The organism is Moraxella ovis, from assembly GCF_900453105.1.
GTDB lineage: Bacteria > Pseudomonadota > Gammaproteobacteria > Pseudomonadales > Moraxellaceae > Moraxella > Moraxella ovis.
In genome coordinates this window covers 231,727-244,873 of sequence record NZ_UGPW01000001.1, presented here as the reverse complement: position 1 = coordinate 244,873, position 13,147 = coordinate 231,727, and the positions used below count along the sequence as shown (strand labels likewise).

General features: G+C 47.0%; 11 protein-coding genes and 4 tRNA genes. 11 read left to right on the top strand and 4 right to left on the bottom strand.

Going from position 1 to position 13,147, the window contains the following annotated elements; genetic code table 11:
- The first annotated feature begins 175 nt into the window (after positions 1-175).
- The 6 genes from DYD54_RS01185 (at position 176) to DYD54_RS01160 (ending at position 5,007) form a co-directional block, all read left to right on the top strand.
- The gene (locus DYD54_RS01185; protein WP_084260552.1) at positions 176-2,149 is read left to right on the top strand and encodes a tetratricopeptide repeat protein; all 1,974 of its coding nucleotides are present in this window, start codon (positions 176-178) and stop codon (positions 2,147-2,149) included.
- 16 nt (positions 2,150-2,165) lie between these two features.
- Positions 2,166-2,729, top strand: coding sequence for an outer membrane lipoprotein LolB (locus DYD54_RS01180; RefSeq protein WP_063513412.1), 564 nt, complete (start codon positions 2,166-2,168; stop codon positions 2,727-2,729).
- Positions 2,726-3,595: a 4-(cytidine 5'-diphospho)-2-C-methyl-D-erythritol kinase gene (ispE, locus tag DYD54_RS01175; RefSeq protein ID WP_063513411.1), complete on the top strand. Its 870-nt coding sequence runs from the start codon at positions 2,726-2,728 to the stop codon at positions 3,593-3,595. Before DYD54_RS01180 ends, ispE begins: the two co-directional genes overlap by 4 nt.
- A 95-nt stretch (positions 3,596-3,690) precedes the next feature.
- Positions 3,691-3,766, top strand: a tRNA-Gln gene (locus DYD54_RS01170).
- A 27-nt stretch (positions 3,767-3,793) separates the two neighbouring features.
- Positions 3,794-3,869 (top strand) — tRNA-Gln (locus DYD54_RS01165).
- 184 nt (positions 3,870-4,053) lie between these two features.
- Positions 4,054-5,007: a ribose-phosphate pyrophosphokinase gene (locus tag DYD54_RS01160; RefSeq protein WP_063513410.1), complete on the top strand. Its 954-nt coding sequence runs from the start codon at positions 4,054-4,056 to the stop codon at positions 5,005-5,007.
- 114 nt (positions 5,008-5,121) lie between these two features.
- Here the strand turns inward: DYD54_RS01160 and putP are convergent, their stop codons facing one another.
- Positions 5,122-6,618, bottom strand: a complete 1,497-nt coding sequence (putP, locus tag DYD54_RS01155; protein WP_063513409.1) for a sodium/proline symporter PutP — start codon at positions 6,616-6,618, stop codon at positions 5,122-5,124.
- 365 nt (positions 6,619-6,983) lie between these two features.
- Between putP and DYD54_RS01150 the strand changes: the two genes are divergently transcribed.
- From DYD54_RS01150 to hemN, 4 genes are all read left to right on the top strand, one after another.
- Complete coding sequence (locus DYD54_RS01150; protein ID WP_115265717.1) at positions 6,984-7,613, top strand: 50S ribosomal protein L25/general stress protein Ctc; 630 nt, start codon at positions 6,984-6,986, stop codon at positions 7,611-7,613.
- Between the two features lie 119 nt (positions 7,614-7,732).
- Positions 7,733-8,311: an aminoacyl-tRNA hydrolase gene (pth, locus tag DYD54_RS01145; protein WP_063513407.1), complete on the top strand. Its 579-nt coding sequence runs from the start codon at positions 7,733-7,735 to the stop codon at positions 8,309-8,311.
- Positions 8,312-8,362: 51 nt separating this feature from the next.
- Complete coding sequence (locus DYD54_RS01140; RefSeq protein WP_063513406.1) at positions 8,363-9,379, top strand: calcium/sodium antiporter; 1,017 nt, start codon at positions 8,363-8,365, stop codon at positions 9,377-9,379.
- A 185-nt stretch (positions 9,380-9,564) separates the two neighbouring features.
- Positions 9,565-10,965, top strand: a complete 1,401-nt coding sequence (hemN, locus tag DYD54_RS01135) for an oxygen-independent coproporphyrinogen III oxidase (protein ID WP_063513405.1) — start codon at positions 9,565-9,567, stop codon at positions 10,963-10,965.
- A 46-nt stretch (positions 10,966-11,011) separates the two neighbouring features.
- On the opposite strand, the gene DYD54_RS01130 is transcribed toward hemN, so the two are convergent.
- The 3 genes from DYD54_RS01130 to DYD54_RS01120 form a co-directional block, all read right to left on the bottom strand.
- Positions 11,012-11,560, bottom strand: a complete 549-nt coding sequence (locus tag DYD54_RS01130) for an RDD family protein (protein WP_063514910.1) — start codon at positions 11,558-11,560, stop codon at positions 11,012-11,014.
- A 226-nt stretch (positions 11,561-11,786) separates the two neighbouring features.
- Positions 11,787-11,863: transfer RNA gene (locus DYD54_RS01125), tRNA-Arg, on the bottom strand.
- A gap of 117 nt (positions 11,864-11,980) precedes the next feature.
- Positions 11,981-12,070, bottom strand: a tRNA-Ser gene (locus tag DYD54_RS01120).
- Positions 12,071-12,304: 234 nt separating this feature from the next.
- Here DYD54_RS01120 and DYD54_RS01115 point away from each other — a divergent pair.
- Positions 12,305-13,093: a hydroxymethylpyrimidine/phosphomethylpyrimidine kinase gene (locus DYD54_RS01115; RefSeq protein ID WP_063514909.1), complete on the top strand. Its 789-nt coding sequence runs from the start codon at positions 12,305-12,307 to the stop codon at positions 13,091-13,093.
- Positions 13,094-13,147: the final 54 nt, after the last annotated feature.

Sequence of the window (13,147 nt, the reverse complement as noted above, 5' to 3'; positions counted from 1 at the left end):
AAATTGTCTATTATAACAGCTTTTGGGTAATTTGTGACAAGATTACCAACAAAAGCATCCACTTAGCGAAAAAACAACGCAATAACACCTAAGGGCTTGAACTTATTAAAAATCCTTTTATAATAAGTCAGTTATTCATTATTTTTGTTGCCCATCCGGGTGAAAAACGCTGTTTATGAACCTTTTATTTTGGACTTGCAAACACCTCATCAAAAAGAGTCGCCCTGCGTCCTCTTTAGGTGTCATGCACATCAAAAAAACCAACAAAAAACGACTGGCGTTATTTCTGTGCTTTACCCTATTGATGTCGCACATGCATTCTGCACAGGCAGGCGTATTTGACCCATTATTAAAGATAATACTCCCTTTCTATAAAAGCGACGAAGACAATAAACACCCAACCACCCAAGACACTCACTCTGATATCGCCGAAGATGACGAGCCAGTACAGCTTGCTGACGATGGCAATGATGAGTATTACGAGCCAAATGCTGCCGATCTGCCCAGCGTTCTATTTGATGACACGCTACTGGCTGACAACAGCGAGCTGATGCTTGGCGCGCCTGATTTATATGCGCTGTTATCCGCTGAATTCTCAGCTGATCGTGGTGATGTCGAGACGGCACTTGCCATCTATAAGGCAGAGTCTTTTAAGGAGAATGCGACGGCTGTCTTTGAGCGTGCGCTTAGCCTATCTATCGAATACGACACGCCTGCTGAGTCACTTGCTTTTGCTGCCGCATGGCAAGCCAAAAACCCAGATCACACCCCTGCATGGTTCTACGTCACACATCTGGCATTAAAAGCGCGCGACTACAATCAAGCGGTGCAGATGCTCGCGATGATATTGGAATATGATTCCAAAGCGGATCTGTCACTGATTTTTGGCAGTATTTTCCCGAACAACCCTGTCGATCAGCGCGAATTATTCTACGCACTACAGAACATCGACAGCATCAATGCATCGGTTGCGGTACTGCGCGCAGGCCTGCTCATGCGCTTAGATGAATATGATGCATCACTACTGTACATCAACGATGCACTAAAAGCCGAACCCAAGAATCTTGCATTCATCAACCTAAAGCTAGACATTCTAAGCGCCGCGAATCGCACGGATGATCTGTGGAAATTCTTACACGCCAAGCGCCGCCTACTGCCCAAAGAGACTTCCTTATATCTCTATGAAATTCGCCATTTCATCAATATGGGCAACCTAAAAGACGCATGGCAACTTCTATTGACTGCGCACAAAAACACCCAAGACCCCGACGTGATACTATTGTCAGGCTTGGTCGGGATTGATATTGGCGAATATCAAAAGGCGGTAGAATTATTAACCCCGCTCACCAAAAATACTGACTTTGCCAGTCAGGCGCATTATTATCTAGGTATTGCTAATGAGAGATTGGGCGATTTGGCGCGCGCCAGATACCATTATGAACGTGTAAAAAATGACGATTTTGTGCTGGACGCACGCACCAAGGTCGTAGGATTCTACCTGCTTGATAATAATGTCTCAGCCGCGATGTCCACCTTAGTGCGCCTGCGCGACGAATACGAAATCTATGCTGCCGACAGTTATATTCTGCAAGCCGAAATTCACCTGCGCCAAGGCGATATTCAGTCTGCCAGAGACATACTTATGACCGCCAATCGTCAATACCCTGACAATGACAGGCTGCTGTTTACCAGTTATCGGCTGTTAGAAGATGATCTGGATGATACCGAGAAACGTCTCATCATCAATCATCTGCTAAGCCTAGATAAGCATAACCCAAATTATCAGCTCGCCTCAGCAAAGTTAGCACTCATACAGAACCCTAATGATGAGCAGGCGCTGGCCACCGCGCAGAGCATCAGTACTATTCGCGCTGATGACCCACTGTATGATAAGGATCTACAGCTAGAGGCGTTGATCGTACTGAGCGAGAACGCACTTGTCAAAGGTGATTACAAAACCATCATCAACTTACTACAGGCACCCTATGACGTCTCACTTGACTTAGATGCGGGCATCTTACTGCTTCGCGCTTATCAAGGCTTAGGTGATGATGACACAGTACAGCGACTACTCACAGAGCTTCAGAACAAGTATAATTTGAATCAAGACAGTGAAGCGCCAACCAGCACCGACACTCAAAGCTATTAACCCCACAAGGATTGCCATGAATACCAAAATTCTTCTTGCCGCCGCTGCAGTTGCTGCATTAGCCGGCTGTCAAACACTGCCAAAGACACAACCTACACCGACTCAGACCATCAATGCACCGATTAAATTTAGCATTGGTGGCAAGATTGGCATCACCAGCGTATCTGCTGAAGGTAATCAATCCGGCACCGCATTTTATGCTTGGACGCAGGATGCTGGACGTTTCGCCATCGACCTGACAGGCGCGCTTGGTATTGGTGCTACATCGATCAGTTTTGATGGCAGAACTGCCACGCTGACCAGTGAACGCACAGGCGAGATCAGTGCATCAACCCCAGAAGAGCTGCTTCTGCGCACCACAGGTTGGCAAGCGCCGATCAGTCAGCTGCCTTATTGGATCGTTGGGCGCGCTGCTCCTAGCGACAGCGATCACAGCCGCGATGGTGCAGGACGTCTGCTTAGCGCGACCAATGGCGACTGGACAGCGAATTTTGAATATAAAGGCAGCATACCAAACCGCCTACGCATCACTCACACCGATGGTCATCGCGTGGTGATGACGATGGCTCATATGCAATGATGCGTATTTTTTCACCTGCTAAAATCAATCTATTCTTGCACATCACAGGCGTGCGCACAGATGGTTATCATGACTTACAAAGTGTGTTTCGCGCGCTTGATTTTGGCGATTATCTTGAGATTGAACCCACAGATGGCGATCAGCTGGTTACGCTCTTAGGCGCTGATTACCTAACCTCAAGTCTTGATGACAACCTCATCGTTAAGGCAGCTCATGCTCTCGCCAAGATACATCCTGAGCGCACAACACCCATAACAATCACCCTAGACAAACACATCCCCACAGGCGCAGGTCTTGGCGGTGGCTCATCGAACTGCGCCGCCACACTCATCGCTTTAAATGAACTTTGGCAGCTGGGCCTATCCACCAAAGAACTGATTGATGTCGGTGCCAGCCTGGGCGCAGACGTGCCATTTTTTATTTTTGCGCATGCACATCGCTCGGATGCCATCGCCACAGGCATTGGCGAGATATTATCGTCCATCACCCTGCCATCACGGGCTTATCTTTTGCTCATGCCTGATGCGCACCTTGCCACCGCGCATTTTTTTAAGCATGCTAAGCTTAGCAAAGACTCACCCTTGATGGATGGGCTTGAGTCCAAACAAGCAGGTTTTGAAAGATCATTAATCGCACCTTTTCATAATTGCTTTGAAGCCATCGCTGCCGAAGATAGCCCATCTGTCAAAGACGCGCTAGATTATCTACACAGTCTACCCAGCCAATCAACGCCGCGCATGACAGGCACGGGCAGCGCTGTTTTTTTACCACTCAGCACAGAAGATTTGGATCACGCCACCAGATGGCAACAGGGCGCACCTTGTCGTGCCATTATTTGCCATAGTCTACATGACACGCAGGGCTGACTGCGGGCGTTTTTTTAAAAGATTGAAAATTTTTAAATTTTTTATAAAAAACGCTTGCATCTTCCAAAAAATTCGGTATAATTATCCGCCTATATAGGGGCGTCGCCAAGTTGGTAAGGCATCAGGTTTTGATCCTGACATTCGTTGGTTCGAGTCCAGCCGCCTCTGCCATTTTTTAAAGTTTTTTAAAAACTTTCTAGGGGTATCGCCAAGTTGGTAAGGCATCAGGTTTTGATCCTGACATTCGTTGGTTCGAGTCCAGCTACCTCTGCCATATTCAGTTAGCTTGCTAACATGAGCAATCAAGCCAGTTCTTCGGAATTGGCTTTTTTGTTATTTAATTCCATCCGGACCTCCAAAGCAGTTACAAGAAAAATCGCCAAAAACCTGCAAAATTTCCGCAAAAAATGCTAAAATATGCGCGTTCTATTCTTTTAGCCTTTTTATAGGAACCACGTATGTCATATATGGCCATCTTTTCAGGTAGCGCTAACCCACAGCTTGCCCAGACTGTCGCCGACCATCTACATATCCCACTAAGCAAAGCCGACATCACGCGCTTTTCTGATGGGGAAATCGCCATTGAAATCAAAGAAAATGTGCGCGGCAAGGACGTATTCATCCTACAGCCTACTTGCGTACCGACCAATGATAACTTGATGGAAGTGGTACTGCTTGCTGATGCGCTTCGTCGCTCTAGTGCAGGTCGTATCACAGCAGTGATTCCATATTTTGGCTATGCTCGCCAAGACCGTCGCCCACGTTCAGCTCGTGTGCCAATCTCTGCCAAAGTCGTGGCAGACATGCTATCAATCTCAGGCATCGACCGTGTGATGGTCGTGGATCTGCACGCCGACCAAATCCAAGGCTTCTTCGACGTACCTGTCGATAACCTATACGGCACCCCTGTTCTACTAAGCGACCTAAAACAACAAAACTACGACAACCTAATGGTGGTATCACCTGACGTAGGTGGCGTGGTGCGTGCACGCGCAATGGCAAAGCTACTTGGCGATGCCGACCTTGCCATCATCGACAAGCGTCGCGCTCGTGCAAACGAATCTCAAGTGATGCACATCATTGGTGACGTAAGTGGTCGCGACTGCGTCATCGTGGATGATATCGTTGATACTGCAGGCACGCTGTGCAAAGCCGCTCAAGCCCTAAAAGACAACGGCGCACGTCACGTGGTGGGCTACATCACCCACCCTGTCCTATCAGGCAAGGCAATCGATAACATCAGCAATTCTGCCCTAGATGAGATCGTGGTGACTGACACCATTCCATTGTCAGAAAATGCCAAGACTTGCCCAAAAATTCGCCAAGTAAGCATTGCTTCACTACTGGCAGAAAGCCTGCGTCGTATCAATAACGAAGAATCTATCAGCGCCCTGTTCGACTACGGTGTATGATTAGATAACGTTTGATCATTAAAGCCCGCCTATGGTGGGCTTTATTATGTGCGCGTAATGCACAGCAATAAAAAAACACCGCCTATTGACGGTGTTTTTTGACGACAGCAGGTTTTACTTTAAACCTTGTTCCATCTTTTCAAAGCGCTCTACAATAAAGTCTTTTGGTGGTGCGGTCATCAGACTCACCACGACAGTTGTAATCGCACTTAATAGGAAGCCTGGCATGATCGAGTAAATCGCATCATTAGCAGGCTGACCATTGATCTCAAAGCCACCATATACCCATACGATGACCGTCAACGCACCAACGATCATACCCGCCAAAGCACCGTTACGGTTCATGCGCTTCCACATTAGGCTAAGCAGTACCAACGGACCAAATGCAGCACCAAAACCTGCCCACGCGTGCGAGACCAGTTTTAGTACAGAGCTGTCTTTGTTGCCTGCGATGAAGATGGCAAGTAGCGCAACCGCCACAACACAGATACGACCCACCAGAACTTGGCGAGCTTCTGATGCATCTTTATCCAAGAACAGCTTATAGATGTCACGCGTCAATGAACTTGATGCTACCAATAGCTGGCTTGAGATGGTACTCATGATCGCCGCCAAAATCGCCGCAAGCAAGAAGCCTGAGATCAAAGGATGGAATAGTAGCTGTGAGAACACCAAGAAAATCGTCTCTGGATCAGCCAGCTCCATGTTGTGATTATGAATATAAGCAACGCCAGACAGACCAACCATCAGCGCACCGATCAAGCTGACTATCATCCAGCTCATGCCGATATTACGAGCAGTTGGTACGTCTTTTACCGAGCGGATCGCCATGAAGCGCACGATGATGTGCGGCTGACCGAAGTAACCTAGACCCCATGCCGCCAGCGAAATCGCACCCATGACGGTCACGCCACTCATGATGTTAAATAGGTCTGGATTCACAGAACGTGCCACTTCGATGCCTGCTGACAAGCCACCAATCTCACTAAATGCTACGATCGGCACAAGCAGCATCGCAACCAACATGATCACGCCTTGCACGAAGTCGGTCAAAGACACCGCCAAGAAGCCACCAAACAGCGTATAAGCCACAACCACACCTGCTGTTAGCCAGATGCCCAGATCGTATGACACCCCCAGCGAGCTTTCAAACAACTTACCACCACCGACCAGACTTGCTGCAGTATAGACGGTAAAGAACACAATGATTACCACTGCTGACATGATGCGCAGCAGATGAGACGTGTCATTAAAGCGGTTTGAGAAATAGTCAGGCAGAGTCAATGCATTATCTGCAATCTCAGTAAATACACGCAGACGCGGCGCCACCAATAAATAGTTCACGAACGCACCCAGTGTCAGACCGCCAGCGATCCACAAACTTACGATGCCCGAAGCATACATATAACCAGGCAGACCCAAGATCAGCCAACCTGACATGTCAGATGCGCCTGCTGATAATGCTGCTACCGCAGGGCTTAATTGACGACCGCCAAGCATGTAGCCCTCGACGTTGTTTTGTTGTTTAAAATAGGCGTACACCCCGATGGCAATCATCAACATAAAATAAATCGCCAAAGAAATCCATACACCAGTCGCCACAGAACTCATGGGACTCTCCTTCAAAAAATAAAAAATTATCAGCGCCATCTCAAATCATTCCAATGATTTATTAAATAATCCAATGATGGCATAACGTTTTGTAACAAACGTGTCTATTATATAACAAAATGCTACTAGAGTTATAGTATTAATTGAGAATTTATCTCAATTAATGAAAAATAAGCCTAAAAATATGCAAAATTTTGTATATTTGAACAATTTTTAAGCGCCTATTGACTTAAACACACCAAAATCCTTTGCTACTTTGGTGAATTTTTAGTATAATTATCCGCTAATTTTCTAATGCTAAGCAATAGGAAATGATAGACTGGTCGCAAGTCTGAATTTATTTTTACTTTCCACTTTAAGGAATCATCATGAGCTATACTCTAAATGCTGTAGCACGTTCTGCAGAAGAGCAGGGCAAAGGTGCGAGCCGCCGCCTGCGTAAAGAAAACCTAGTACCTGCCATTATCTATGGCGGTGAAGGTGAAGCAGTTTCCATCTGTGTCAAGACCAACGAGTTGGTTAAAGCCATTTCAGAAGATGCGTTTTTTTCTAGCATCATCGGCATTGAGCTAGATGGCACAAAACAAGAAGTCATCATCAAAGCACTACAACGCCACCCATCAAAAGGCTTCCCACTACACGCCGATTTCCAACGCATCGTTCGTGGTCAAGAAATGAACGTTAGCGTGCCTGTGCGTGTCATCAATGAAGAAGAATCAGCTGGCAAGAAAACTGGCGGTGTTCTTACTCAGCTTGTCAATGACATTCAAGTGACTTGCTTACCACGCAATTTGCCTGAATTCATCGAGATTGATGTTGCCAAACTGGAAGTGGGTGATAACATCCGCTTGGGCGATGTGGCACTACCTCAAGGTCTAAGCTTGGTATTGCAAGACGACAGCGAACTGGAAAATGTGATTGTCAGCATGCAAGCACCAACCGTTGAAGAAGTTGAAGAGTCAACTGAAGAAGCTGACGCAGAAGATCAAGAATAATGTTTTTTATGATCACCTCTCAAAAGCCAGTAAACCGTTACTGGCTTTTTTGTCCTTTTCTTTCTATTTGAATAAAAATTGACTATAATAACCATCAATTTTCACCAGTATCAATCAACATGACCATCAAACTCATTGTAGGACTTGGCAATCCCGGTAACGAATATAAAGACACGCGCCATAATACGGGCTTTTGGTTTGTTGATAAAATCAGCGAACAATTCGGCATCAGCCTAAGCCACGACAAGAAATTCCATGGCGATGTGGGTCGCGGTACGATCTTTGGTCAAGACGTTCGCCTACTAAAGCCCGATACGTTCATGAACCGCTCAGGACTTGCGGTTGTTCCTTTGGCGAAGTTTTATAACATCACGCCCAACGAGATTCTCATCGCGCATGATGAACTTGATATCGCGCCTGGCAGTATTCGCCTAAAGACAGGTGGCGGGCATGGCGGGCATAATGGTCTAAGAGACATCTTGCCCCACATTGGTGCAGATTTTCATCGCCTGCGTATCGGCATCGGACACCCTGGTCACGCCAGCAAAGTCAGCGGCTGGGTGCTGTCTAAGCCAAGCAACGATGATGGTATCAGCATTGATAAGGCACTAGACTGCGCCTTGGATAATCTTAATCTCATCATGGCAGGCGACTTCGACAAGGCAAGAAACGCCATCAACGGATTTAAACTTAGCTGATTCACCCTTACCTTGGTATCAGCTGATACTTTGATTGATTTTTGGAATTTTATGATACTTTCTTTATTGGCGGTCGCTCTGGGCTTAGTACTGCTTATCTTTAGCGCCGATGCATTCATTGATGGCGCGGTTGGCATCGCCACCAAATACCACATGCCTAAAATGCTCATCGGTGCGCTCATCATCGGCGTGGGCACGTCAGCACCTGAGATGGTTGTCTCAGCACTGTCAGCATTGGCAGGCAGCCCTGGCATCGCATTGGGCAATGCTTATGGCTCAAACATCGCGAACATCACGCTTGTGCTTGGTGTGACAGCACTCATCGCGCCCATCGCCATTCAAAAAGACGCTCTAAAACTTGACTTCCCTTGGCTAATCGGCGCAACCATTCTCAGCGTCGTGCTGATGTTGGACGGGCAGTTTAGCAGATTGGACGCGATTCTCTTATTGGCGGTCATGTTCGTTAATATCGCTACTCAGATCTACATCGCCAAGACGCACGCCAAAGCCGCCAAAGAAAGCTCGATACTCGCCGCCTATGAGGAGGCAGAGGAAGAGGCGGAAGAAGATAATGAACTGCCTGATCCTGATGAAGTGCATGTCGGTAAGTCGCTATTTAGATTGATCGTTGGGCTGTTCGTCATGATTGGTAGCTCACGTCTGATCGTTTGGGGTGCAGTTGAACTTGCCACACTGTGGGGTCTGTCGGACTTGATTATTGGGCTTACCATCGTTGCCATCGGTACCAGCCTGCCTGAGTTAGTCTCTTCCATCATCGCCGCTCATCGTGGTGAATTTGATCTGGCTTTGGGCAACGTGCTTGGCTCGAACCTATTTAACACGTTGGCTGTCGTAGGTATCGCTGCAGCCATTCAACCCATGGTGGTCGCAGCCGAAGTACTTAACCGCGATGTCATGGTGATGTGTGCCATTACCGCTGCACTGTTCCTTCTGTGCGCATTCGCCCTAAAAGGCAATGGCAAACTGGGGCGCGGAGTTGGTGTCGGCTTCATCACTTGCTTTATCGGTTATAGCGCTTGGCTTGCCATGAGCGCCTTAGGTGCATAAGCCGCTGACCGACCCATAAATAAACCGCTCATTTGGGCTGTTTATTTGTTTTGGGATGACATGCAAAAGTCATCATCACATGATAAATTTAGCAAACATCCTAGATACACCAAGTGGCTGATTGGCAAATCTTACACACAACAGGTATAATATCCCAAACCTGTTAGCCATCGCCAAGGTGCATTATGAATCCTTATGCCAATCCAGAACCGCTACATTTTAGCGATGTTCGCTTTGATGAAGCACTCATCAAAAAATACAATCGCCAAGGTCCACGCTACACATCCTACCCCACCGCCCTTGAATTCACCCCCATCAGCGATGGCACAGAACAATCCATCTTAGAAAACAAAGACGAAAACACCCCCATTTCGCTGTATTTTCACATACCGTTTTGCCGTCACCTTTGCTACTACTGTGGCTGCAATAAGATCATCACTAAGAAGAATAGCGATGCTGGTGACTATCTGGATTACCTCGTTCGTGAAGTTAAACACAAAAAATCCCTGCTTCGTGGCACACCCATCGTTAAACAGCTTCATCTGGGCGGTGGCACGCCAACTTTTTTTAACGATGACGAATTAGCACAGCTATGGAATTTTTTACAATCAGAATTCCAATTCGCCGCCGATGGTGATTATTCTATAGAAATTGACCCGCGCGAACTGAGACCAAACACCTTAGCCGTTCTGCGCAAGCTTGGCTTTAATCGTCTTAGCTTTGGCGTGCAGGATTTAGAAGAGAAAGTTCAGATCGCTGTAAACCGCGTACAGCCTGAAGCGATGATCAGACAGGTGATGATAGATGCGCGTGAGCTGGGGTTTAGATCTATTAATATCGACTTAATCTATGGTCTGCCACATCAGACGGTGGCGAGCATGACGGATACGGTGGCGCGTATCATCGACATCGCGCCTGACAGATTGTCAGTGTTTAATTATGCTCATCTACCAGAGCGCTTCACCGCGCAGCGTCGCATCAAAGAAGAAGACCTGCCCAGCCCCGCTGACAAACTAACCATGTTCGGCAACACCATCAATGCACTCACCCAAGCAGGCTATCAATACATCGGCATCGATCATTTCGCGCGTCCTGATGACGAGATGGCGATCGCTCAGCGCAGCGGTAAATTACACCGCAATTTTCAGGGTTATGCGACGCTTGGCGAGTGTGATTTGCTTGGGTTTGGGGTGTCGTCCATCAGTCAGATTGGCCGCCACATCTTACAAAATCACACCGACCTGAACGAATATAAGCGCATGATTGATGATGGCGCCCTGCCTGCGGTTAAGCACATTGAATCTGATCCTAAGGATGAGCTGCGCCGCTATGTCATCATGAATCTGTTGTGCCACGACCGATTGGACTTCAAGGACGTTAGCGACAGATTTGACATCGATACCAGAGCTTATTTTAAAGATGAGCTGGTGCAGCTAGATGACATGCAAGCAGACGGACTGGTGAGTATCAACGACACAGGCGTACAGATTCTACCCAAGGGTCGTATCTTGGGGCGTAGCGTTGCCATGGTATTTGATGAATACCTTGCCAAAAAACACGCCAACCGCTTCTCGAAGGTAATTTAGTGCTTAACATAAAAAAGGGCAAAACGCCCTTTTTTAATGTGTTAGATTAATTTTTAGTTTTCTTTTTTAGTGATGAGAAAATGCCTTCATGTTCGTATTTTGGCACTTTTAGGGTCATGGTATTCGACAGAATATCGTGCGCGGCTAAACCACGACGATTGAACCAGCAAAACGCATAATTGAATAACAAACCGACAAGCGCACTAAACAATACCGCCAAGCGCGAACCATGAATGAGTGCACCAACCAAAGCACAAAGCAACGGCAACAGGCACGCGCCAATGATGCGCTTAAAACTATCACCCCAAGTCATAAGATACCCATCTGCATTGACGGTTTTTAGTCGCCATGTCTGCATGCCCAGAGTCTGACCCGATTTCCGCCAAAATATGCCATAAAATCCCACAAGTGTCAGCACAAATGCAGGCGTCATCACACCATTTTGATACCATTTGGGCAGCTCTTTGGCATCTTGGGCAGTGGTGCCGACATCCACGAACATCATCGTGCCCACCACCGATAAAATCAACCCAACCAAAAAAAGCATCGCCAAAATCAGCATCCCATCATACAGCATGGTCATCAATCGCGCCATTGGCGATGCAATGACAACAGGCTCATCACGTTGTGTGGCGATTTTTGGAGCTTTGGTGGGCTTCATAGACTTGGTCATGGCGTTATCATCAAAATTTTTTGCCTATTTTATCATGATTTGATAGGTTTACCTAGTGACAAAACCGCCCAGAGAACCGCCCAAACATCATGCAAAAAATAGGCAAAAAAAATCATCAAAACCTTAAGATTTTGATGATTCTTCAATATGGCGCACCCGGAGAGATTCGAACTCCCGACCCCTTAGTTCGTAGCCAAGTGCTCTATCCAACTGAGCTACGGGTGCATGTGTTATCAAGATTATTTGCTGTTGTCTTGATGGTCGGCTATTATACTAGATAATTTTAGTATGTCAAGCGATTTTTTATTTATTTTTTAAATTTTTAATGGCTTAAAAAATAAATGGCGGTGACGGAGGGATTCGAACCCTCGATACAGTTTCCCGTATGCATCCTTAGCAGGGATGTGGTTTCAGCCACTCACCCACGTCACCGTCTACAATTATCAGTGATAAATCACCGAACGTTGTGGGCGATAATTATAACAAAGTTTTGGGCTTTTGCAAGTAGTTTTTATTAAAATTTCCAAAAATCTTATAAAAAACGATCGTGACGCGGACATTTTAATATTTGGATATAGATTTTGGGACAATTCTGTCACAGGCTTATTAAAATTTGCTATGATATTCTCATACTAATCATATAAGGAATCTCACATGACACATCAAATGCGTCCGACGGTGCTTTGTTTCTCGGGGCTTGATCCTTCTGGTGGTGCAGGATTGCAAGCCGACATTGAATCGATCGGTGCAGCAGGTGCGCACGCTGCCGTGGCATGTACTGCCATCACCGTTCAAAGCTCTCAAGCGGTGTTTGGCTTTGAGCCAACATCCAGCGAATTATTAACCGCGCAGGCATCTGCGGTACTCGACGACTTACCTGTTGCCGCCATCAAATCAGGCATGCTAGGCACAGTAGATAACATCAAGGCGCTCGCCAATCTGTTCGCCGCAGGCAAGATCGCAGCTGGCATGCCATTCGTGCTCGATCCTGTGCTGGTTGCCAACTCTGGTGGCAGTCTTGGCAATAAAGAGACTCTGGTAGCAGCGTTTGAGCAGCTTTTACCTTATGCCACGCTCATCACACCCAACACGCATGAGCTGCGCGCCTTAGCTAGGCTGGATGATCTGCATGACTGCGCCAAAAAACTCAACGATAAAGGCGTAAAGGCGGTCCTTGTCAAGACATCGCACGACTTTGAGAGCGGGGACATCGAACAGTTCCTATATGTCGATGGTGCAATCGCTCACACCAGCATCATTACCCGCCTCGAGGGTGAATTTCACGGCTCTGGCTGTTCACTCGCCAGCCACATCGCAGGTCGATTGGCTATGGGTGACACACTCATCAAAGCTGTTACCAATGCCGACGCATGGATCATCAAAACCCTGCAACACGCTGATGTTCCACACCCGAACAACCCAAAGGCTCAGCTCATTCCCAATCGGTTCATTTAAGCCGTTAAATAAAAAAGCGCATGGCGATAATCATGCGCTTTTTTATTGGGGCTG